We start from the raw sequence: 21,914 nt of genomic DNA on the forward strand, positions 1-21,914 counted from the left end.
TGTTGGTGACGTTCTCGTACTGGCCCCATTGTGGCCAGGTCGACCACCGCGTCATTCACCCACGCGTCGTCCAGGGCCGCGTCGTTGCCGGTGCTCCAGGCGTCGACGATGCGGTCCCAGTGGCGGACGTTGAGGGTACGGAACTGCACGACCCGCTGGTGGGGGCGGCTGACACGGGACTGGTTCAGGGGGTGGAACTCCACCCGAGTACCGCGGCCTTCACGATTGAGACGACTGGTCAGGTACCGGGCCACGTTACGGCGGCGCACCGTGCGGTAGGCCGTCTCGATGTGCTGCAGGTTCTGCTTGGAGGGGCTGCGCTGGCCGGCCAGCCAGGCCTTCAGGGTGCGGTCGGTGACGGTGAGGCCGGCCGCACGGGCCGCTTCACGGGCGTGGGGGGTGCGGGTGAGGTAGTGCAGACGGGCCATCAGACCACGGCGCGCGGTAATGGGCGTGGCGATGAATCCAGCGAGCCGGTCGAGCTGCCGGGCAACAGCCTCGTGGCCCTTGACGCCATGGGCACCGTACTTACCGAACTCCATCGTCCTTTCCGGCACTTTCCCCTCCTCCCATCACCATAATCGCTTGGTTACACACTACCGCAATTCCCGCTACTCCGCAGTGAGTTGACGGCCATTTCACAGGCTTTTCATCGCCGGAATTTCGAGGTGGTGATTGGGGTGTGTGTTCGACTGCTCGCTCGGGCGAGGAGGGATGTCCCGCATCCGGCAGACAGCGCCGGGCGTGGCGGTCTAGGTTGTCACAAAAGGAAGTTGGTTGGGTGTTCGGCTGATCCGCGGGCACCCCTGCAGAGCATCTCCGGGAGCTGATCGTGAAGGTGGATGCGGCCGTCCGGTCGGAGGCCGAGCTCGCGGCGTTCTACGACCACCAGGACGACGCCGTCGCCGCCATCATGCGGGTCTACACCCCCTCCCCCAGGGCGCGGCGTCCGCGGTTCCGGGCCCAGCTGCACATGGCGCCCGGGCTGGGCAAGACGTGGGTGGCCGCGCGGATCGCGGGCCTGGTCGCGGCGCGGGGGTCGTTGCTGATGGTGGTGCCCACACGGGCGCTCCTCGAGCAGACCTACCAGGTGCTGCGCGCGGCCGGACGCGGCGGGCCGGTGATCGCGGTGTACGCGCCGCGGGACGCCGCGCTGGCCGGTGAGCCGGGGGTGCGGGTGACGACGGACCCGCGGGTGGTGGCGTGGCACGCGAACGCCTTCGCCGCCCAGGGCGGCCGGTTCACGGTGCTGGCGACGTACGCGAGCGTGGAGAACTCACTGATTGCCGGGCACCGGCTGAGTGTGGAGCGGGACGGGGCGCGGCCGCTGCCGGAATGGGACCTGCTGGTGTGCGACGAGTCCCACCACACCGAGACCTCGCGGGTGTGGGGGCGGATCAACGAGCAGCACCTCGTGCCCGCGTGGCACCGGTTGTCGATGACGGCGACACCGCGGCTGCTGGGGGCGGTGCACTGGGATGAGCAGGGGCGGCTTCGGGCGAGTGATCCGGTGGTGCGGCTCTCAGAGCGCAGGCACGGCCCCGTCGCCTACCGGCTGGGGCTTCGGGAGGCACAGCGGCGCGGGAAGCTCGCGCACAGCCCCGTGGTGGCCGCCGAGGTCGACGAGGCGCGTCTGCGCGAGCTCGTCGCGGCGCGGGGACGGGCTGACGCGGGAGTGCGGGCGGAACTGCTCACCGCGTCGCTGGGGGCCGTGCTGCGGGCCGCAGGGCGGGTGGGGTGCCGGCGGCTGCTGACCTACCACTCCACTGTGGCTGGAGCACGCGCGGCCGCGGCCTCGCTGGCGCAGCTGGCGCGGGTGCTGCATGGGCAGGGGACGTCGGCGCCGCGGCGGGTGTGGGCCGCAGCCCTGCATGAGGGCACCCCGGCCAGGGAGCGGCAGCGGGCCTTGGCGGCGCTGGCGGCGGGCACAGATCTCCGGGGGCGGCCGGTGGACCTGGCGGTCGTGTGTTCCGTGCGGCTGCTGAGTGAAGGCGTGGATGTCCCGGCCGTCGACGCCGTCGCCCTCGTGGACCCGCGCGCGGCGCAGGGCGACCTCCTGCAGATCGCCGGACGCGCCGTGCGCTACGACCACGGGAACCCGGACAAGGTCGCCTCCATCATCGTGCCCGTCCTCCACCTCGCCCAGGCCGCTGACGACACGCTGGTCGGGCCGGACTGGGTGCCGGTGATCAACATGCTGCGCGCACTGGAGTCCTACGAACCCGACCACACCGACCGCGCAGACGAGGAGCCGGAGGGGCCGCAGGAAGCCGTACGGCGGCTGGAGCGTGCCGGGCGCAGCAGCAGCCGCGGCCCCCACCGCGTGCAGCCGGCCACGGAGGCGCGTGAGCGGGCCGAGGAACGCGCGCGCGAGCTCCAGCAGATGCTGGAGCTCACCCGGCAGCGCTCAGCGGCCGTGGTCGCGGACTGGCTGAAGATCACCGTGCTGTCCGACCCCGTCACCGCCGACACCGAACGCCTCATGCGCGCCGTCACCGCCTACCACCAGCGCACCGGGCACCTGCGGGTGCCGGTGGACTGGCAGGAATCCCTCCCCGTCGACTACAGCCGCATCCCCCTGCTCGAGAAGGAGAGCGAGGAGCAGCAGGAGCTGGCGGAGGGGCTCGGGGAGGATCTGGTGCCCGAGCTCGCGCAGGAGCCGCAGGTCGTGGTGCGGCTGGGGTGGGAGCTGGAGCGGGTACGGCGGCAGTGGCGCCGCGACCGCGACGACCTGCGCACCCTGGTCGCAGAGCTCGGGCCCGAGGAAGGCCTGGAGGTCTGGCGCGCGCGGCCGCGGCGGATGCCCGCGGACCTGGCTGCCCTGCTCGGCGAGTACGGGTTCGTGTGGGAACCCCGGGCCTCAGCACGGCAGCTCCTGGTCGAGGCAGCGCGGGAGTACGCGGACCGGTACGGACACCTCCTGCCCGGCATCGAGGAGACCATCAGCATCGATGGGCAGGAAGTACGCATCGGGAGACTGCTGAGCGAATGCCGCAGACCCTCCTGGGGCGCCCGGGACGAGGAGCAGGACGTTGCCCGCGTGCTGGAGAAGCTCGGCGTGTGGCGGGTGCGGGACGGCGCACCCTGGAACGCTGGGTGGGAACGCAAGCTCGTCCTCCTGGAAGCCTTCCACGCCCAGGGCGGGCGCCGCGGCGAACTCCTCACCGGACAGCGGGTCTTCCGCGGGGACGATCTCGGCAAGTGGCTGTGCGACCAGCACCGACGGTGGCCCCGGCTGGCAGAGGAGCAGCGCCAGGTGCTCCTGGAGCTGCGGATGGGGCCAGCCACGGGCGACAGGCGGGTCAAGACTGCGGGCGCGGCCCGCGTGCCACGCAGCCGCACGGAGCGGCTGATGGAAATCGTCACCGCCGCCCGCCAACACCTCGAGGAGATCGGCCCGCTCGTCGGCGAAGACGGCCGGCACTGTGTTCACGACACCTACCGGCCCCGCGTTAACGGCATCGAGGTACAGCTGCGGCGACGCCTCAACGCAGTGCGCTCCCGCTTCCCCACCTATCCCCCGCAGCAGCAGGCGCTGTTCGCAGGTCTCGGCCTGCCCTGGGCGGAGACGGCCCACGACAGCGCGCAGGAGCAGCTGGGCGGCCCGGTACCGGGGCATGCCCCGGACGGATCTGGAGGCACGATAGGGGTGTGAAATGGGATACGAGCGTCGAAGTCCGCGTCGAAGCGGGCTGGCAGGCAGTGCATGCTGAGGGACGGGTGCGGGGCGAGCTGCTGGAAGCGGCTTACGAGGAACCCCGCCTGCGGCGGCTGTTTCCCTGGACTGGGATGGGAGAGCTGCACTTCAGCCGCTGTACCGAACCACGGTGGACCTGGGACATCCCTTACATTCGGCCCGCCGCTGGCGGCACCTACCGGGTCTCCGGCCCGCTACGGAGCCAGACGGTAGGCCCGGCAGCCACAGCGCGGGAGGCCATCGCCATGGTGATCCAGCACCTCCCGTCAGGCTGCGGCCCCGCTTTCCTCGGCACCCCCGAGGAACTCGCAGCTCATGAAGCCGCAACACAGAAGCAGCAGACACACGAAGGCTGAAGAATCGGGCACGCGGCCGTGTGCCGGAATCTGACCGGCCAGGCCGGGAGCAAGCCGGCTGCGGCGACGTCATGAAGTTCCGTGTCCGTGGAGCAGCTGCTGCATCGGGGCGTGAGGGGTCGGCGGTCCCTTGTGCCAGTCAGTCCTGCTTGAGGGGGAGAATGAAGGGAAGGAATGCCAGGTGGATTTCCCGCTCGGCATCGTCGTTGGCTCGAATCACGAAGTCGTAGCGGCCGTCGGACGGCCGGGCATCAAGGGTCCGCTTGTGGTTCGGGTGCTCTTCGATCTTCTGGATCGCTTTGCGGATCGTGCTCGTCGCGTCTCCCCGTCGGATGAAGAGCAGCAGGGCGCCCTTTGAATCGCGCCACACGTGATACTTCAAGAGTTGGGTGAGTGCATCACCGACGACTTTAGGGCCGTCCCAGATTTTGCACTCCCCAATGAAGACATTGCGGTCTTCCACACGGACCAGGATGTCCGTCTTGCCGTCCCCGTTGAACAGCTCGCCCCCGCTTGCTCCCATGAACGTGCTGTTCAAGCTGACCAAGAGCAGGTTCCTGATGTCTTCCTCGCCCAGTTTGGCGATGGTTCCAGGGGTCCGCTCGAGAGCGTTACGGGAGTGCGTAATGACGCGAATTGCCTCTTCGTAGTCCTTCTCCAGGAGTTCCCATTCGGGCTGGAACGGCTGCGCGGCTACGGGATGGCGCCGGGGCATCACCTGCCGACGGCTGACGGGAACGGAGAACGCTGGCGGCCCGTCATGCTGCCGCACAGGGATCCCGAGAGCAGCTTCGAGCTCCCGATCGGCGAGGATCTTGCGCTTCCTGAGCGACACCCGCTCGGACACCGTCTTCCTCAGGAATTCGTTGTGGCCCGCGATCTCGGAACGTGCGCTGTCCAGGTTCTTCTCGATGATGTCGAGTTCATCATTGATCTTGTGCAGGACGACGGCGGGGTCAGAGGTCTTCCCACGCCAGATCACCTCGATCTCTGAGCCCACGATCTTCGCGGTCTGTCCGCTCAGCAACGACGTGTAGGCACCCGGGCGGTATCTCATCAGGTCCAGGTCGCCCTCGCAGGGCACCAAGAAGGTGATCTCAGTCTGCCGGATCTCCCGGCGCCCCATGAAATCGTCAACGGTCGAGATGTGGTCGCTCGAGGGCAGTCGCTGCATCCGGTCCCGATGCACCACGGGAGCCTGTGCTCCGTACTCATCGATCAAGTGCTCAATGATGTCGGTCTCGGGCGACGCCAACAGATCATCCGCGTCCCAGGCGTTGATCGCTTTCATGGCCTTGTCCAGGCGACCTGCAAGAAGTTGCCGGAGACTGCCTTTACCGAATGGCCCACTGTGCTCACGCATGCCCCCATTGTGAACACCACCACTGACAATCGGTACGAGGGCAGCGGTACGCAGGATGCGTACGGCTTCGTCGGCAGGGCGGGCCGCCGAGTCCTGGACGCAGCCGCCAGCACCAGAGGACCGAAGCCGTCGCGGTGACAGCCCCGGGCCCGCTGTGCACTTCTACGCGAGCGCCCTGCCCAACGAGTGCCCTGCACCCTGGTCATGAGCCGGGGTGCCGGCGGAACACGGTCAGGCACAGGCCACACAGCACGGGTCCTTGCTCATAGAAGAACGGTGTGACCTGCTGGCGGCGGGGCGGGACGCATTCACAGGCGATCGCGAAGCGGGTACCGGACCGGGCGGTGCGCGGGGCTTCGACCATCTGGACGGCGGCTTGGAGCTGGACGGCGGCCGCGGCGTCGAGTGCGGTGATGACGTCGGTCCACCGGGCGGCCTCGGTGTCGGTGAGGATGCTGTGGGCCCTGCCGACAAAGGGGTCCGAGCGGCGGGGCGGCAGCAGACCCACCTCCCGGGCCAGGTACGCGCTTGTTGTGCCAGCGTCGGTCGCCGCCGCTGACATCGGTGATCCCCCGGTTCAGGGCCAGCCCGTGGGCGGCATGGTGCAGCAGCCCTTCCAGCATCAGACGCACTCCGTGGCTCAAGGTGGCGGCTGCGACCTGCAGTTCCATGACCAGGCGGCCGTCGCGGACGAAGCGGCGGCCTGTGCGCAGCGTGGTGCACCTGGTGGGATCGTGCTTGCTGGCGGTGGGCGGGGTGGTGACACAGATGTCCGGCACGGCCGGGTGGCGGGCGCGGATTTCCTTCCACACGGTCTCGATCGCGCTGATGATGACCGCGCCGTGGGCGACCGGTGCGGTGCTGGGCCGGACCGGCTCCAGACGGGCAGTGGCTTGGGCGGTGGGGGGCGGGCTGGTCACGGCGTGGTGCCTTCCGAGGTGGGTGGGATCCGCGGGCCCGCGATTGCAGGGCTCGGGGGAGGTTGTATCGGGTGTGAGGCCTGGTAGGCGTTGGGGGCGCGGGCGCGGCGGGGGCGGGGGTGTTGTCGGGGGGCTGGGGGGGTCCATCTCGTCCAGGCCGTCCAGGACCGGCAGTACCAGGTGGTGGCGGACCACAGCGAACGTCCGCAACGCCCGCTGATGACCCCTCTATGTCGTTTCTTTTGGATCATCTGGTCGCGATGATCCGACGTGCCCCGTCTGCTGGAGGTGCCCGCCGGGGCGGGTGTTTTGCCCCGGCGGTGGTGAGCCGTCCTGATCAGGGGTTGTCGCCGTCCGGCGGCGGGGGCGCGGACTGCTGGATACGTTCGCGCTCGACATCAGCGTTGATCTTCGTGCGGCGGGTCTCGCCGCGCTGCTCAAGGTGCGTCTTGACCATGGTTCCGGTCTGGCGCACCGTCTCGACGCCCACGGCGCCGGTGGCCATCGCCTCGTAGCAGGCGGAGCCGACCAGCGATTCGTTGAGTGCGGGATCGTAAGGATGGCCCGGGGTGGGCCCATTCGTCGTCATGACCTCATGTTCTGGGCCCGGCGCCTCACCGAGCCAGCATCTGCGGCCGAACGGGTGGGTGTACCGGAGGGCTGGAGGGTGCAGTGCCCGTGTTCAGCCCCAGGGGTGGCCTGACAGATTTAGCCGAACGGGCTCCCCGGGCCGTGCCGGGGCGATAGACCGGACATGACGAACAGTCAAGCACCGGGACGCCCGCAGGGAGGGAGCACCACATGACACGTGCTGCAGAGGGTCGCGGAGTGGAGGGGAGTCAAGACGGTTCGATGACCGAGACCGAGTCGATCTTCACGCTGCCGTACACCGCCGACATCACCCGCGCCGACGTCGATGCATTGGACGCCTTCATGACCGCCCGGCTGCACGAGCTGCGCCTGGCGCACCGCAACGACCCCGAGGTCTGCCGGGTAACCCACGGCCTGGGGGCCGCGATCAATCGGCAGCTGTTCGAGCTGCGCCGCGACTTCGCCGACGACGGCACCGCCGAGGCGCTGGAGGCCCGGATGGGGCACTGGAACGAGCTCTGCCGGCTCACCGCGGGCTGGCGGGACACCGAGGGATATGACGTCGACCGCTGGCAGCAAGTCGCTTTCCGCGAAGCCCGGCAGGCTGCCGAGGCAAAGAACCACAGCGACTGGTGGGAGGCCCAGCAGGCGGCGGATGCGGTGGTGGCGGACGAGCGCGCCCGGCGGGCCCACCCATGACCGCGGACCGGCCGGTGTGCCTGCTGCGCTACGCCGACGAGCTGACCTGGGCCGACGTCGAGGCGGTCCACGACTACCTCATGGATGGGGTCCGCCCGCTGGCCTACGACGGCCCGTCCGGCAACGCACAGAGGACCGCCCTCGGCTTCGCCACCGCGCTCACCCACCTGGCCGCCGCCCTGCACCACGACCTCCTCTACCGGCAGAGCGCCGGGCCTGCCGTCGAGGCCGAGCGGCTGCGCCGGGTGCGCGCCACCTGGAACAGCGTGTGGCACCTGGCCGCTCCGTGGCGCGGCGCCGAGGGCTACGACGCCCGGCGCTGGCTCCAGCTCACCTATCTCACCCGCCACGACGAGAAGGAGCACACCGCCCGATGAGCATCCTGCAGGCCACCGCCGACGCCGCGGCCACGCCCGAGACAAGGGAGCATGTGACGGGCGCTCAGCCCGGCGGCCGTCAGCGGACTCGGGAGGCGAATGGATGGCGTTGCTAGCCGCGCTCGGCGACGGCGGCCAGCGCATCACCGTCCACGTCGCCGACCAGGACGGCGCCGCACTCGTCATGGCGCTCTCCCACCAGGACGGGCCCGGCCCAAGCGGCGAGGCGTTCCTGGAGGAGATCGCTGCGCTGGGGGTGCTTTCCTGCGGGGCCGACACCGGACGCGACGAGCCGGGCAACCGGCTCTGGGCTCTGCTGGAGCTGTAGGCCAGGCTCGTAGAGGTCGTCTCACAGGTAGCGGATGTATTCCAGCTGGTCGCTGGCGAGCCACTGGGCTCCGTCCGGGCCGCCCGGCCCCTGCCGTTGGTGGAGTCGGTTGCGTCATCCCAGCGAAATCGGGCCGATCGGACCGCCGGCCACCGAGTCCCGGCAGGCGAGGCAACCGGCGTCGGCGCAGTGGGTGACGCCCTGATCGGAGATCATGGCGTCGACCGCGGCGGCAAGGGTCTCCTTCGCTGGGTAGACGCTCCACAGGCACCCGCCCACCCGGGCAGTGCGTGCCAGCGGCTGCAGCCAGGGTCCCAAGCGTGGGAATCCCTCTGAGCACGAGCCTGTCTCCACCATGATCACTCGGTCGTCTGCTGTGCGCGCCCAGCGGATGGGCAGCTGTCGGCCGGAATCCTGTTCGGCCAGGTGGAGCGCGGTCATCCGGTTCAGTCCGACACCCACCAGAAGGATGGAGCCGTTGGTGTCTGCAAGGGCACGCACGGGTCCATACACATTGGTCGGGGTCTGAGTGTCGACGAGTTCGGCGGCTTGTGGCCCGATGGCTGCGAAGGAATTGAGCGGGTGCTGGCCGCGCCTCGCCGCGCCTCGGGCGAGCAGTCGGGTCGGCAGTACGCCCATGCCTGGGTTGATGACGCCGCAGTCGACGGTGTAGTGGGCGGCTGCCTCGGGTCTGGCCGCCGCCTCGTCGGGCAGAGCCGCGTAGTCGATGCCGTTGCGGGCCGGGCGCATCGTAATTGGTGGAATGACGCCGAACTGCGGTTCGGTGAACGACGGGACCAACACGGTGCAGCCGCGGGAGAGCAAGGCGTCCAGTACAGCGTCCGCTCCGCCCTCGATGGGCTCGCCGAAGGACCGAAGCGATGCATGGATCATGACCGGCCGTTGCGCCAGTGCCAGTTCGTCGATGGTTGCGACGAGTTGTTCGGCAGTGATCACCATGATGCCGCGTTCCCTTCTGTCCGGTGCTCCGCGTGATCTGAGTGGTGAGTTGTGAAGTGTTCTCAGGCGACGTGGCGTGCGTCGGCGACTTGACCGTGCTCGAGCTGCTGGAGTGCCGAAAGGGTCGCCAGTGTGTCGGGGTGGGGCTCTCCGAGCACCCGGCGCCGGGCCCTCAGGACCTTCTCGTACTCCGCCGCCGCCTCGTTCCAACGACTTTGCAGGGTCAGGACCCAGGCCAGTTCGTGGTGGGCGGACAGGGTGTGGTGGTGCTCGTCGCTGAGTATCCGCAGGCGCGCGTCCAGCAGTTGCCGGTACATCACCTCCGCTTCGGTAGACCTACCGCGCCTGGCCATAATCCACGCCAACTCGTGGATTGTCGTCAGTGTGTGCGGATGTTCCTCGCCGAGTACCTGTCGCCGGGTCCGCAGGACGGGCTGCAGCTCGGCCTCGGCCTCCTCCAGCCGCCCCTGGTTCGCCAGCGCCCAGCCGAGTTCGTGACCGGTGTACAGAGTGGCGATGTGCTCCTCACCGAGTGTCCTTTGGAGAGCGGGCAGGACACTCCGGTAGCCGCTCTCCGCCTCTGCCCAGCGTTTTTGGGCGGCGGCGACCCAGGCCAGCTCGTGGCGGGTGACCAGCGTGTCGGGATGATCCTCGCCGAGTATCCGCCGACGTGCCAGGTACACCAGTCGGTACATGCCCTCCGCTTGGTCGTGGCCGCCCATGGTGGCCGTCTCCCACGCAAGCTGGTGCTGGAGTTGGAGGATCAGAGGGTGATCCTCACCGAGGCTGGACGCGTGGTCCAACGCAGCACGGCACAAGCTTTCGCCGACACTGATGGCTCCACTCTGGTCGAGGGCGCAAGCTGTGGTGCAGGCGGCTGAGATCAGCGCTGCGAGGGGCTCATGCACCAAGTGCAGGGCAACAGTGCCGAACAGGGCATGCAGATGCGCACCGATCAACTGGAAGCGTCGCCAGTCGGCGGGCGCGTACGGACTCAGACCGGACAGGGCCGAGGTGATGAGATCGACGGCGACTCGCCGAACGCGATCCGCGTCCGGCTCGCCCGGGCGCGCGACGCCCGACGCCAGGTGAATACGGTTGCTGTCAGCCACCACCGGGTGGATGACGATCGCAGTCTGCGGACCGGATATCCGCGCTTCGATCAGGCCCAGCCTGCTCAGGCCGCGCAGCGCCGTCTCTAGTTGGTCTGCGTCGCTCTCGTCCCCCTCACCGGCATGGCCAGCGGCTGGCGGCCGAAGCAGGCACGCGAGGTAGCGTACGTCGAGCAGGTCCAGCGGTATCGAGGTTGCGGCGGCCCAGCAGGAGAGCAGGCGGAGCAGGGGACGCGCGTGCGGCACTCCGCATCGCGCCAGATCGTCCAGGGAGATTTCCCACGTCCGCGTCACCATGGCGCGAGACTCCGCCTGAGGGTCGTCCAGTAGCGGCGCCCTCCCAGCGCTGTCGAGTGCGTGGTGGTAGGCGGTGAAGGTTCGCCACCGCGCAACGGCGGAGTCCAGATATGTTCCGGCGAGATACAGCGCCAGTGGCAGGCCGCCCAGCCGCTGGGCCAGCAGCCGCGCTCCGGCCTCGTCTCCCGCCTGGGGGGCCAGGTCGAGCAACACCCGGACGCTGGCGTCCTCATCCACCGGACCTATGGGACGCACCTTGGCGTGCCGCCCCCACGTTCGCGGGTCGCAGTCCCGGCTTGTCACCACGGTCAGTCCGCACGGGGACGGACGTATCCAGCCGGTTCCGTCACTCACCGCTGATCCGCCTCCCGCGACGGAACGCCTCCATCCGCCCCGCCATCTCGACATACCCCCGGCAAGCACCGCAGGATCGTCAGCGTTATCGAAGATCAACAGCCATCCGGGCGCTGTCTGCTCCAGCAGCGACCAGAACCGGTCAGGGGCGTCCGGCGCCCCTGATGCCACAGCATGCAGGTCGGCGGGGGTGGCATCCAGCTGCCGGGCGACCGTGACCAGCCCGGCCGTGAGACTCAACTCATCCGCGGCCGAAATCCACCACACCCGCCTGCCCCGACGGCGCACCCTCCTTCCGCGGAGAGCACGCTCGGCCAGCGCCACCGCCACCGTCGACTTGCCGACACCACCAAGCCCGACAAGCACAATGGTTGCCGCCGGGGGCCTGCGCAACCACTCCTGCAACTGTCCCAGCACCAGGTCGCGGCCGCGCGTCTCGACCGGCAACCGCCCAGTGGGCGGCACCACCGACGCCCCCAGCACCGACGGCGTCCGCGGCACCGGGTCCTGACGGTTGTCCACCGGCTGGACCCGTAACTGGATCCACGTCATACCTAACCCGGCACACGTCCCCAACGTGCCCGCCGCCGTCCACACCAGGCTCGCGTCCACCAGTCCCCCCGGAATAGAGCGCCTAGGGCTCCGTGACACAGACTTCCAGCCGTGCTCTGCGCATAAACCAGCGCAATGACGCAGCCGTGGAACACAGGGAGGCGCTCCACGGCAGTCCGCGGGACGAAGTACGCACCACACACAGGTCGAAGATGCGTGAAGGCCTTGATGCGGCTCCGCGAAGCCAGCCTCCGCGGCAACAGGCGCCTACGCGTACCTGTGGACTGGCACGAAACCCTCCCCCTCGGCTACACCCGCGTCCCTCTGTTCAAGAAGAAGGACAAGGAGCAGCAGAAGGTGGCGGAGGAACACGAGCAGGATCAGGTGCCCGAGCTCGCGGGAAGGCAGGAGCTGGCGCAGGAACAGAAGCCCGAGTCCGACCTGGACCGGGCCGCAGGACAGGGTCAGGAGCAGGTGGAAATGCAGGACCGGGAGCGGGCCGAGGGACAGGCAGGGGGGGCGGGGGCGAAAGTCGACGGAGAAGCAGGAGCGGGCTGTGGGGCTAGGGGTCGTGGTGGTCCGGCTGGAGCGGGTGCGGCGGCAGTGGCGCCGCACCCGCGACGCCCTGCGCACCCTGACCGCCGAGCTCGGCCCCGAGGAAGGGCTAGAGGTCTGGCATGGGCGGCCGCGGCGGGTGCCCGCGGACCTGTCCGCCCTGTTTGGCGAATACGGGTGCATGGGAAAGCCGCAGGCGTCGGCCCGGCAACTGCTGCTGGAGGCGGCTCGGTTGCACGCATAGCCATATGGGCACCGCCTGCCCGGCATCGAGGAGACCATCAGCGCCGACGGGCAGGACGTGCGGATAGGGAGACTGCTGAGCGAGTGCCGCCGACCCGCTTACGGTGCGCGGGAGCAGGAACGCGACGTGGTCCGCGCGCTGGAGGAGCTCGGCGTGTGGCGGGTACAGGACGGAGCACCCTGGAACGCCGCCTTCGAGCGCAAACTCGTCCTGCTGGAAGCCTTCTACAAAGAGGGCGGGCGCCGCGGCGAACTCCTCACCGGACAGCGGATCTTCCGCGGCGATGATCTCGGCAAGTGGCTGTGCGACCAGCACCGCAGGTGGCCCCGGCTGGCAGAGGAGCAGCGCGCGGCGCTCCTGGAGCTGCGGATCGGACCGGCCACAGGCGACCGGCGGGTCAAGACCGCGGGCGCGGCGCGTGTGCCGCGCTCGCGTACCGAGCGGCTGATGGAGATCGTCACCGCTGCCCGTCAGTATCTGGAGGACGTCGGGCCGCTGGTCGGCGAGGACGGCAGGACTTGCGTCCACGACACCTACCGGCCCCGCATCAACGGCATCGAGGTGCAGCTGCGGCGGCGGCTGAACGCGGTGCGCTCCCGCTTCCACACCTACCCCCCACAACAGTAAGCCCTCTTCCACGGCCTTGGCCTGCCCTGGACACAGACCGCAGACCACGGCACGCGGGAGCAGGCACAGCAGCGGGAAGACGGCAGGCAGTGACGGTGTCCACAGGGCGTGAGCCACGTTGTGTGGGGTGTGGCCGAAGAACCTGACGCCAGCGCCTCCACACCACACGCCAACGACAGGCCCGACTCACCGGTGAGCAGCTCCAGCAACTCGCCGACCTCGGACTCCACTGGGCAGCAGATGGACAACGGGCATATAGCTGAAGGGGAGCCTGTCATCCCGTACTTGATCAGATGCTTTGTCCGTGCCATGCCTGGTAGACGGCGATGGCAGTCGTGACGGCAGTCGCCACGACGGGTGTCCACAACCGTACGGTCCTGGCCCAGTTTCGGTTCCTGCGCCGCCCCTCGGACCATGTCTTGTGGTGTGCTGATTTCTTGCCGTGCATCTGTCTCTCCCGTTGGTCCCGTCCCCGATGTCTTGTTGGGACCAGCGTGTGTCTGCAGCATTCCCACAGTCACGGGAGTGTCCGACCGGGGGCACGGGAGGAGCGGGTCATGGCACTGCTCCGAGACCTGCGGTGCGCGCCATGGTGATGAGCTGCGCGCGGTCGGTGGCGCCGAGTTTGGCTTTGATGTCGGTCACAGCGTTCTCGACCCGCTTGGTGCTGATGCCTAGGCGGGCCGCGGCGCTGGCGGTGGTCTGCTTCGGGGTAGCGATGATGTTGAGGATCTCCCTTTCCCTGGAGGTCAGTTGGGGGAAGGCGGCTTCGCGTCGGGCTGTGCGCAGGTCATCGAACCAGGGGCGCATGCGGGCCGTGTCGGAGAGGTTGAAGATCCACGCGCCGGCGGCGACGTCGCGCACCGCGCGGATGATCTGTGTGACGTCTCCGGCCTTCATGAGGAAGCCCGAGGCGCCGGCTCGCATCGCGGCCATGACGTTGGGGTCTGCCTCGTACTCGGAGTGGACGAGAACCTTGGTTCCGGGGCGGGCTTTTTGGATTTCCTGGGTCGCCCACAGTCCGCTGCCGTTGGGCATTCGTACGTCCATGACGACGACGTCGGGACGGAGCTTGATGGTCTGCTCCACGGCTTCGTGGCCGTCGCTGGCTTCGGCGACGACGGTGATGCCGGGATCGGATTCCAGCAGTACGCGCAGTCCGTACCGGGTGAAGGCGTGGTCGTCGGCGATGACGACACGAATGTCCTGGTCCGTCATGTGATCCCGCCCTTCACTGTCTGTTTGCTGTGTTGTGTTTCTGCGCCGGGCAGGGAAGGCGGCAGGCGCGTGACGACTTCGGTGCCTTGGCCGGCACGCGGATGGATCTGGCAGGTTCCGCCGATCTCGGCGGCACGTTCGCGCATGGACCCCATCCCCACCCCGGGCCGGAAGCGGTCGGGAAGTCCCCTGCCGTCGTCCGCGACGGTCAGCACGAGAGCACCGCCCAGTTCGACGGTCACCCAGCAGTTATCGGCGTGGGCGTGCCGGAGGACGTTGGCGACCGCCTCGGCCACGATCCAGTAGGCCGCTTCCTCGGTTGCCGCGGGCAGCCGCGGGATCTCGTCGGGCAGTGCGGGGTGCACGGTCAGCGGCACGCGCTCGAGATAGATCAGAACGGCTTCACGCAGCCCCAGCTGATCGACCGGTGAGCGCAAGCCCGTGGAGATCCGGCGCAGGTCTTCGGTTCCTTGGCGCATATGGACCAGGGCGGTGGTCAGCAGTCCGTGCGTGGCGTCGAGGTCGGTGTGCAGCTTGGTGAGGGCCGCTTGGAGGGTCCAGGTGGCTCCGGTGAGCACGGGGCCAACCCTGTCGTGGAGGTCTCTGGCCAGTCGGCGGCGTTCTTCGGCCGCCGCGGCGACCGCGTGCTCTTGCGCGCTCAGCAGGGCCAGCGACAGCCGCACGGCTGATGCGGCCTGCGCGACGTGCCGGGCCACGTCCCGCAGCAGGCGAAGATCCGCCGCCGAGAAGCGCTCGTCCAAGGGGCGGAGCCCGACCATCAGGAGGCCGATCTCTTCGCTCTGATGTACCAGGGGTAGTTTCAGCGGTTCCCGGACCTCGGTGCCGTGGGTGGCTACGCGCATCCGGTCGATGCCCGTCGCCGAAGTGCTGTCCAGTTCGATGGCCACGTAGGGCAGACGCAGAGCTTCGGCCACGGTCGCAGCAGCTTCGGGCAGGATCTTCTTCGGATCGCTCGTTGCTTCCATACGGCGGCCGAGCAGGGCCAGTGCCGTATAAGGGTCATCCCTCAGGCCATAGACGAGCCGGCTCACCGAGCGCTGGAGCAGCGTGCGCAGGGGCTGCAGCACCACGGCCACCACGCCCGTCGCGAGCAACGGAGCCACCCCGGAGGCCGAACGTTGCAGCAGCAGCCCGAATGCGCTGACGATGCCGATGTAGAGGCCGACGACACCGGCGGTCAGTCCGGCGTAGATGAGCGTGCTGCTGAGCATCCGGTCGATGTCGAACAGGTTGTGGCGCAAGATCGCGATAGTGATGGCCGTGCCGAGGAGTACCGGCGCCAGATCAACAGCAATCGTTCCGGCAGGGTTGTCTCCCACCAGGATCTGTATCGCCACCAGGAGGATGGTCATCATGGTGGCCCAGGCCACCCAGTTCAGCTGCCGGCGCAGAAGCCCGGTGGAGTTCCGATACCGAAACAGCAACGAGGAAACCGACACCAGAAAGGGGACAAGGATCGCAAATACCGACACGAGGCCCACGTGGGTCACGCTGAACAGCAGTGCTGCGATGCCCACCGGGTTGGAGACCGAGGGAAAGTACCCGAACCCCAGCGGCCCCGGAGCGAAAGCCCCGATGGACACGCTGATGAGCCCGCAGACACTCACGTACCGGGCGGCGAACCGCCAGCGCACAGACGACAGATGGCCGTTGGGGAAGAGCAGGAAGAGGAACATCAGCGGGAAGATGAAGAGCACGAAGCCCCAGCTGCTGATCCAGGCAGCCAGCACGCCGCCCGACAGCTCCCGCGGCACCGCATAGAGCCCATAGGAATGGCTCAGGAGGTCGAGGGACGCACCGAATCCGGCGGCCAGCAGCAGCCACCCCGCGGGATTGCATGGTCGGCGGGTCGCCGCCAGCAGCCCAAGCGTTGCGAAAATCAGACCGGTCGGGGATTCCGCGGCGATCAGCCACCACGGGTGATATTCCGGGCGTGGCGTTGCACGCGACAGGACTGCGAAGACGCCATTCGCAGTTGCGGTGGCCATCGCAGCGATACACAGGCCCCAGGCTGTTCGCTTCGTCGCCAAACGTGACAGCCAGCCCAGTATGCGGGGAGTCGCCGTGTGCGCCGTGTGAGCTCCCGTGAGCTCGTTCATGGCTCACCTCCAGCACGGTCACTGTCGCGGTGGCGTGGTCCCGGCTGCAAGGGACTCGCCTCCCGGGTTGCCGGGAGCTGTGCGCCGGGCAGGCTGCGGGGAAGACGTGCGATGTACGCGCGGCCGCCGCCGGAGCGGGCACGGAACTCGCACATGCCCCCGATCGCGATGGCACATTCCCGTATCGAGGCCAGCCCTTCGCTCGGCCGAGCGGCTCCGGGCGGTCCCTGGCCGTCGTCGGCAACGGTCAATGTGAGGTGCCCGTCGCTCAGTTCCAGGCTCACCCAGCAGCATGCGGCGCGAGCGTGCCGGAGCACATCGGTTACCGCCTCGGTCAGGATTCGGTACACCGCCTCCTCGACCGCCGCAGGCATCGGGGGGAGCAGGTCGGGCATGTCGGTGTGCACGGTCACGGGGACGCGGTCGAGGTAAGCCAGAACGGCCTCACGCAGCCCCAGCTGATCGACGGGTGAGCGCAGCCCCAGCGCGATCCAGCGCAGGTCGTCGGAGCCCTGCCGGATATGGACCAGTGCCCCGGTCACGAGGTCAGCGGCCCTGCTGGGGTCGGTGTGCACTGCCGCGCAGGCCGTCTCTACGGCCGAGGCGGCATGGCTGAGCACCGGTCCGACACTGTCGTGGAGGTCCCGGGCCAGGTGCCTGCGCTCCTCGGCCCGTGCAGTCACCGCCCGCTCCTGCTCCTGCAGCAGGGCCAGCGACAGCCGTACCCCCGCTGCCGCCTGCGCGAGGTGGCGGGCCACGTCCGCGAGCAGACGCAGGTCCGCGCCCGAGAAGCCGTCCTCGGCCGCTCTCGCCGCGACCGCTAGCGTGCCGATCTCCTCGCCTTGATGGACCAGCGCGAGCCGCAGCGCCACGGGGCGCTCGGCTCCGTGTACCGCGAGGCGGCCTCCTGCGGCGCCGTATGCCGCCGCACGCTTCACTTCGACGGCTACGTAGGGCAGGCGCAGGGCCTTGGCGATGGTCGCGACGGCCTCGGGCAGCAGCTGGCGGGGGGCGAGCACCGTCTCCAGGCGGCGGTCGAGGCCGGCCAGTACCGCGTACGGATCCTCCCTCAGCCCGTAGACCAGACGATTGACCACGCGCTGCAGCAGCGCACGCAAGGGCTGGAGGACGACCGCCACGACACCGGTCGCCAGCAGGGGAGCCTTCGCGGTGATGAAACGCTGCGACATCAGTGCGAACAGGCTCACGGCGCCGATGTAGAGTCCGGCCACACCCGCGGTCATCCCCAGGTACAGCAACGACCGGCTCAACAGGCGGTCGATATCGAAGAGGTTGTGGCGGACGATCGCGATCGCGATGGACACGCTGAACGTCACGAGGATCAGATCGATAGCGACGCTGATCCAGGGGTCCTGGAGCAGCACCGCCCCCGCCAGCATGACCAGGCTCGCCAGCGCCGCGAACGCCACCCATTTGAACTGCTGCCGGGACTTTGCATTCGTGCGGCGGTAGCGGGCCAGGAGTGAGAGGGCGCAGAGCACGAAGGGGCCGGCCACCTGCACCGACGACAGCAAGGCTTCGTATGGGACGTAGAACGCCTCCAGCGGCAAGAGGCCGAGCGGGTTGCGTACGTTCGGGAAGTAGTCACGGTCAATCGTTCCCAGCAAAAGGGCAACGGACAGTGGGACCCATACTCCGCACACACCCGTGTACCAGGTGACGATCCGCCATCGGCCGGACGGCAGCGCGCCATCAGGGAAGCACAGCAGCAGGAAATAGAGCGGAAAGAAGTGCAGAGCAAAGGCCCAGTTGGACACCCACGCCGCCAGGATGCCTGCGGGAAGGTCCCGCCCAATTGCATACACAGCGTAGGCGTGCCCCAGCGCGTCGAGCGCGCCCCCGAACCCGGACACCAGCAGCAACCACCCGATCCGGTTCCCAGGGCGACGCCGGGCCACCACGAAGCCCGGGTAGGCGTAGGCGACGAGCGGCACGGGCTCCGCCACGGCGAGTAACCACGGGTCCCAGTCGGGCCGGGGGTCCCCTCGGGTCGGCACGACGCACACCAGGGTGAGGATCCCCATGCCCGCCGTAAGAATCCATAACACCCACGCGGCCCGCAGCCTGACCAGCCGGCCCCGCGCACCCCCCGTGCCCGGGGCCGGCTCCTGTACCAGTCCTGCCGATTCGTTCACGGCCCACCCCGCCACGTCACCCGCACAAGAGACCCAGCCCCTACAAGGCAGGTGCTCTAGTCACGTGACGAACCTCCCAGAACCACGCTCTTCAAGACAACGCAGAGAGACGCAAGTACGAAAAAAGCCATCCCGCCGCGCATTCTCGGGCCCCGAAGACCGCGAGCCGAGGAGCACCCTCCAGCGACCGCAGGTGTGTTCCTCAGCCGCTCAAGGCGCCGGTCTCCCCTGCTCACATGACGGAGGGACCGCACACACCCGGCGGACGGGATGCCCACCCATCAGGGCCCCGCCAAGGCACAGCAGACCGAGGTGGCAGCTGGAGGCTGGCCGGAAGGCAAACAGCAGGTCATACCCGGGGATGCGTCGGCGGGCGGGCAGCGCACCCCTGCGTCGCCGCAGGAGGGGACGCGTTCCTCCCGGGACAGGCCCATCGCACCGTCAGTCCGCTTCGTATACGGCCCTGCGGACCGTACGCGTCGGCCTTGCCAATGAGGTTTAGGGGCACCTTCGCCCACTCATGGTGGAAGGCGGGCGCTGCGGTGCGGACCTCGTCGGCTCCCAGGCGGTCGATCCTGTTCCAGGTAGAGATCCGCGCGGCCTGTTCCCTGCGCAGCTTCTTATAGCCGCGCTGGTCACCGATGAACACGACAGCAGGACGGCTGTGGCTGTCTCCCGCGTCCCACAGAGAGCGAATCAGACGCAGGCAGTCGGCGTTCAGGTTCTGTACATCGTCAAGCACCAGGGCATAGCGGCGGCGGGCGAGTGCCTCGTGCAGCAACGCGTCCACCGCTGCGGGCCGGTGGGGCACAGGCCCGTCCAGCACCAGGGCGTGGAAGAGTTTCTCGCGCAGGGTGCGCGCGGTGGAACTGAAGCGGAGCCATGGCCAGATCATTTGCTCGCATCCGATGGTGCGCAGCGCGATGGAGGCGCCGAGTGTCTTGCCGACACCTGCGTCGCCATGAAGGCACGTCATGCGACCGCCCTCAACGGCGTCCTTGATCGCGGTCTTGGCTGCGTTCAGTGCCCAGGTCGGCACCAGTCGGGCCAGTCGCCGGGAGTGCCGAACTCTTCTGTCTGGCCAAGGGCAGAACTCATGTCGGGATCCTCTGCGGTCAAAGCGGCTGTCGGCGGCAGTGCCGGAAGCCTCAGAGCGGACGTCGAGTGGTGGGTGGGCGCAGACGCGCCCGGGCCGAAAAGGCCGGGGCGGCGGGGGCGGCCGGGACAGGGACGTTCACGTGCTGGCAGCGGGCGGCGGTGTGCCAGTCCTCGGCGGGGTGCGGGTGTGTGACGGCCGGGATGTCGAGGCCGGCGTCGCGGATGAGGTGGTCGAAGCGGATGGAGGTGCCGAAGCAGCCGGCAAACAGCCCGAAATGGTCGGCGGTGCGCGGGGTGCGGTGGCGGAAGGCGAGGGCGGCGGCAAGCAGGGGGCGGGCGCGGGCCGGAATGGCGTACATGTGCCGGGGGCCGGGCGGCATGCCGATGTAGATCCTCGAGTCGCGGTCGATGGCCAAGAGGGTGGCCTGCTCGTCGACACTGGTGATCTGGGTCATGGACAGCAGGGACGGGTCGGTGCCGGTGAACAGCAGGGCGGCTGCCGCGGCGGCGCGCAGCGGATTGGGCAGGTTCGTGGTGAGAGTGTGAGCCACGTGCGGGGTGATCGGCACGGTGGTGACGCCGGGGCCGCAGCGCGCGGCGAGGTCGTCAGGGACGTCGAGGTGGAGCTGCCGGCCAAGGAAGTGGGCCTGGGCACCGCGTACGCGGGCGAGGGTGTGCCCAGGGCTGGGGCTTGAGACAGTGAGGCGGGACAGGAACAGGCGCAGGCTCTCCATGTCCTTCCAGTCGGTGGGTTCGTGCGGGCCGGTGCCCTCGTCCGGGGATATGACGGTGGCCGTCGCCGCGGGCGTGAAGCTGGGGTGACGGGCCAGCCAGGTGCGGGCGGCGGCGTGGCCGGCCCGGTACTGGCTGTCGGTGCGGGCGAAGTCGTCCTTGTTCAGGTGGCGTCTGCACTCCTGGAGGAAGGAGGCGGCGTCGCCATCGGGCAAGTCGGGCAGCGGAGGGATGTGATCGGGCGGGGGCGGGCCGTGGCGTCGGCTTGTGTCGGGCGGGCCGATGGCGTCCAGGATGGCGGGGGTGCCGGAGACGGTGTGTGGATCGGCGAGGCCGGTGGCGGCAAGGCGTGCCCGCAGGCGGTACTCGGTGGCCTCGGTGGAGGTGTGGGCGATGAGGACGAGGCGGATGCCGGTCTCGGCGCGCCAGGTGGCCAGGCGCGCCAGGCGTTCGGGGGTGAGGCGGTGGGCGCGCAGCACGATGGCCTGCTTGAGCCCGGTGGTCAGGGTCCAGCAGGTCACGGCGCGCCAGGCCGCGTCTGTGGACATCCGCTCGGCGTCGGGGCGGGTAAAACTGTCGCGGCCCATGGCGCGCAGCAGGTCCAGGGCGAGGTAGGCGAGGCTGTTGGTGTGCGGGGTGGGATCGGCGGTGATGCAGCCGCCCTGGGGGTGGGCTCGCTGGTGGGCGGCGTGGTGGATGGTTCGGTCGTCGCTCGCGTCCAGCAGGAGCGTGACGGGCGGCGGGGCCGACGGTGCGGTGAGGTGGGCGGGGGCGGTCATGGGCGGTGGGAGGTGTCGATACGGCGGATGATCTGCCGCAACAGACCCGGGTGGGGGCTGGTTGCACCGGTGGCGGTCAGGGTGCGTTGGATGTGGTGGGTGAGCAGGGCCCAGCGGCGCAGGCTTCCGTGGGCGAAGTCGCCGTCCAGCGACCAGAGATGATCGTGTGCAACGGTCTGCCACAGCGGGTGCAGGACGGGAACGGTACGGGGAATCTCATCACGGGCCAGCGGTGGGAGGGTGAGCCACTGCGCGGTGCGGGTGTGGAGCATCTGCTGGGCGCGCAGGGCCCGTTCACCTCGCTGTCCGGCGATCAGGACGGTGCACAGTCCGCCGGGAAGGTCGTCGTGCAGGAACCGGAGGTACTCGAAGCATGCCTCGGGCATCCGGTCGGCTTCGTCGACGACCACGATGCGCGGCCTGGCTCTCAGCGCACGGCGGATCAGGGCGTCGGCAGCCGCCGGTTCGGCCGGCGCAGCGTTCTGCAGTTCGAGAGCGTGGTGCAGGTGGGCGCGCAGGTCGGCCGGCCGGGGCCTGGCTCCCAGACGCAGCGAGACGCGCGCCTGAGGGAAGCGGGTACGGGCAGCGTGGTGGACGGCGAAGGTCTTACCGACTCCAGCGTCGCCCAGTACGCACAGGAAACGCTGCTGCTGGCAGGCCTCGGCGAGCGCGTGATCGACTGCCACGAGACCGGGAGTGAGGACGGTGCGCGCCCCAGGAAGGCTGAGGAAGTGCAGTTCCGGGGGCGCTGGTTGACCGGCGAGGGGGAAGGGCCGTGG

The 21,914-nt window shown here is 69.1% G+C and carries 18 protein-coding genes and 1 pseudogene; 7 read left to right on the plus strand and 12 right to left on the minus strand.

All coding sequences use genetic code 11. The annotated features are described in order from the left end of the window. Positions 1-557 (minus strand): annotated as a pseudogene (locus C9F11_RS00005) (transcriptional regulator); the annotation flags it as partial. Between the two features lie 275 nt (positions 558-832). On the opposite strand from C9F11_RS00005, the gene C9F11_RS00010 reads away from it, so the two are divergent. Both C9F11_RS00010 and C9F11_RS48385 read left to right on the plus strand, forming a co-directional pair. Beyond that, positions 833-3,655, plus strand: a complete 2,823-nt coding sequence (locus C9F11_RS00010; protein WP_138957273.1) for a DEAD/DEAH box helicase family protein — start codon at positions 833-835, stop codon at positions 3,653-3,655. Continuing rightward, positions 3,652-4,053 carry a DUF6193 family natural product biosynthesis protein gene (locus tag C9F11_RS48385; protein ID WP_269078063.1) on the plus strand — a complete coding sequence of 134 codons (402 nt, stop codon included), beginning with the start codon at positions 3,652-3,654 and terminating at the stop codon, positions 4,051-4,053. The genes C9F11_RS00010 and C9F11_RS48385 overlap by 4 nt, the downstream gene beginning before the upstream one ends. A gap of 139 nt (positions 4,054-4,192) precedes the next feature. Here C9F11_RS48385 and C9F11_RS00020 read toward each other — a convergent pair whose 3' ends face one another. The 3 genes from C9F11_RS00020 to C9F11_RS00030 form a co-directional block, all read right to left on the minus strand. Further along, positions 4,193-5,416, minus strand: a complete 1,224-nt coding sequence (locus C9F11_RS00020) for a hypothetical protein (protein WP_138957274.1) — start codon at positions 5,414-5,416, stop codon at positions 4,193-4,195. 202 nt (positions 5,417-5,618) lie between these two features. After that, entirely contained in the window at positions 5,619-5,978 is a 360-nt protein-coding gene (locus C9F11_RS48390; protein WP_249401518.1) for a hypothetical protein, read from the minus strand. Between the two features lie 695 nt (positions 5,979-6,673). Beyond that, complete coding sequence (locus C9F11_RS00030) at positions 6,674-6,925, minus strand: hypothetical protein (RefSeq protein WP_138957275.1); 252 nt, start codon at positions 6,923-6,925, stop codon at positions 6,674-6,676. Positions 6,926-7,188: 263 nt separating this feature from the next. On the opposite strand from C9F11_RS00030, the gene C9F11_RS00035 reads away from it, so the two are divergent. The 3 genes from C9F11_RS00035 (at position 7,189) to C9F11_RS00045 (ending at position 8,331) form a co-directional block, all read left to right on the plus strand. Beyond that, positions 7,189-7,626 (plus strand): hypothetical protein, encoded by a 438-nt coding sequence (locus tag C9F11_RS00035; protein WP_138957276.1) that lies wholly within the window; start codon positions 7,189-7,191, stop codon positions 7,624-7,626. Further along, entirely contained in the window at positions 7,623-8,003 is a 381-nt protein-coding gene (locus tag C9F11_RS00040; RefSeq protein WP_138957277.1) for a hypothetical protein, read from the plus strand. The genes C9F11_RS00035 and C9F11_RS00040 overlap by 4 nt, the downstream gene beginning before the upstream one ends. A 103-nt stretch (positions 8,004-8,106) precedes the next feature. Further along, complete coding sequence (locus C9F11_RS00045; RefSeq protein ID WP_138957278.1) at positions 8,107-8,331, plus strand: hypothetical protein; 225 nt, start codon at positions 8,107-8,109, stop codon at positions 8,329-8,331. A 114-nt stretch (positions 8,332-8,445) separates the two neighbouring features. Here C9F11_RS00045 and C9F11_RS00050 read toward each other — a convergent pair whose 3' ends face one another. Further along, positions 8,446-9,291, minus strand: a complete 846-nt coding sequence (locus C9F11_RS00050; protein ID WP_138957279.1) for an AAC(3) family N-acetyltransferase — start codon at positions 9,289-9,291, stop codon at positions 8,446-8,448. A gap of 62 nt (positions 9,292-9,353) precedes the next feature. Beyond that, entirely contained in the window at positions 9,354-11,606 is a 2,253-nt protein-coding gene (locus C9F11_RS00055) for a tetratricopeptide repeat protein (protein ID WP_138957280.1), read from the minus strand. Between the two features lie 556 nt (positions 11,607-12,162). Here C9F11_RS00055 and C9F11_RS00060 point away from each other — a divergent pair. Together C9F11_RS00060 and C9F11_RS00065 are read left to right on the plus strand one after the other, a co-directional pair. Continuing rightward, the gene (locus C9F11_RS00060; protein ID WP_138957281.1) at positions 12,163-12,405 is read left to right on the plus strand and encodes a hypothetical protein; all 243 of its coding nucleotides are present in this window, start codon (positions 12,163-12,165) and stop codon (positions 12,403-12,405) included. Positions 12,406-12,531: 126 nt separating this feature from the next. After that, complete coding sequence (locus C9F11_RS00065) at positions 12,532-13,032, plus strand: hypothetical protein (protein WP_138957282.1); 501 nt, start codon at positions 12,532-12,534, stop codon at positions 13,030-13,032. Between the two features lie 555 nt (positions 13,033-13,587). On the opposite strand, the gene C9F11_RS00070 is transcribed toward C9F11_RS00065, so the two are convergent. The 6 genes from C9F11_RS00070 to C9F11_RS00095 form a co-directional block, all read right to left on the minus strand. Further along, complete coding sequence (locus tag C9F11_RS00070; RefSeq protein ID WP_138957283.1) at positions 13,588-14,250, minus strand: response regulator transcription factor; 663 nt, start codon at positions 14,248-14,250, stop codon at positions 13,588-13,590. Next, complete coding sequence (locus C9F11_RS00075; RefSeq protein WP_138957284.1) at positions 14,247-16,370, minus strand: GAF domain-containing sensor histidine kinase; 2,124 nt, start codon at positions 16,368-16,370, stop codon at positions 14,247-14,249. Before C9F11_RS00075 ends, C9F11_RS00070 begins: the two co-directional genes overlap by 4 nt. Then, positions 16,367-18,415, minus strand: a complete 2,049-nt coding sequence (locus tag C9F11_RS00080; RefSeq protein ID WP_138957285.1) for a histidine kinase — start codon at positions 18,413-18,415, stop codon at positions 16,367-16,369. Before C9F11_RS00080 ends, C9F11_RS00075 begins: the two co-directional genes overlap by 4 nt. 460 nt (positions 18,416-18,875) lie before the next feature. Then, positions 18,876-19,565: an ATP-binding protein gene (locus C9F11_RS00085; RefSeq protein ID WP_138957286.1), complete on the minus strand. Its 690-nt coding sequence runs from the start codon at positions 19,563-19,565 to the stop codon at positions 18,876-18,878. Between the two features lie 109 nt (positions 19,566-19,674). Next, on the minus strand, positions 19,675-21,135 hold the full coding sequence (locus C9F11_RS00090) for a hypothetical protein (RefSeq protein ID WP_212767777.1): 1,461 nt from the start codon (positions 21,133-21,135) through the stop codon (positions 19,675-19,677). Next, positions 21,132-21,821, minus strand: a complete 690-nt coding sequence (locus C9F11_RS00095; protein ID WP_249401519.1) for an ATP-binding protein — start codon at positions 21,819-21,821, stop codon at positions 21,132-21,134. The genes C9F11_RS00090 and C9F11_RS00095 overlap by 4 nt, the downstream gene beginning before the upstream one ends. Between the last annotated feature and the right edge of the window lie 93 nt (positions 21,822-21,914).

The organism is Streptomyces sp. YIM 121038 (assembly GCF_006088715.1).
GTDB lineage: Bacteria > Actinomycetota > Actinomycetes > Streptomycetales > Streptomycetaceae > Streptomyces.

Excerpts from the sequence above, each read along its gene's own strand:
- C9F11_RS00020 (WP_138957274.1), bottom strand. The coding sequence starts at position 5,416 with ATGCGTGAGCACAGTGGGCCATTCGGTAAAGGCAGTCTCCGGCAACTT.
- C9F11_RS48390 (WP_249401518.1), bottom strand. The coding sequence starts at position 5,978 with ATGTCAGCGGCGGCGACCGACGCTGGCACAACAAGCGCGTACCTGGCC.
- C9F11_RS00030 (WP_138957275.1), bottom strand. The coding sequence starts at position 6,925 with ATGACGACGAATGGGCCCACCCCGGGCCATCCTTACGATCCCGCACTC.
- C9F11_RS00035 (WP_138957276.1), top strand. The coding sequence starts at position 7,189 with ATGACCGAGACCGAGTCGATCTTCACGCTGCCGTACACCGCCGACATC.
- C9F11_RS00040 (WP_138957277.1), top strand. The coding sequence starts at position 7,623 with ATGACCGCGGACCGGCCGGTGTGCCTGCTGCGCTACGCCGACGAGCTG.
- C9F11_RS00045 (WP_138957278.1), top strand. The coding sequence starts at position 8,107 with ATGGCGTTGCTAGCCGCGCTCGGCGACGGCGGCCAGCGCATCACCGTC.
- C9F11_RS00050 (WP_138957279.1), bottom strand. The coding sequence starts at position 9,291 with ATGGTGATCACTGCCGAACAACTCGTCGCAACCATCGACGAACTGGCA.
- C9F11_RS00055 (WP_138957280.1), bottom strand. The coding sequence starts at position 11,606 with ATGACGTGGATCCAGTTACGGGTCCAGCCGGTGGACAACCGTCAGGAC.
- C9F11_RS00070 (WP_138957283.1), bottom strand. The coding sequence starts at position 14,250 with ATGACGGACCAGGACATTCGTGTCGTCATCGCCGACGACCACGCCTTC.
- C9F11_RS00075 (WP_138957284.1), bottom strand. The coding sequence starts at position 16,370 with ATGAACGAGCTCACGGGAGCTCACACGGCGCACACGGCGACTCCCCGC.
- C9F11_RS00080 (WP_138957285.1), bottom strand. The coding sequence starts at position 18,415 with ATGGGGATCCTCACCCTGGTGTGCGTCGTGCCGACCCGAGGGGACCCC.
- C9F11_RS00090 (WP_212767777.1), bottom strand. The coding sequence starts at position 21,135 with ATGACCGCCCCCGCCCACCTCACCGCACCGTCGGCCCCGCCGCCCGTC.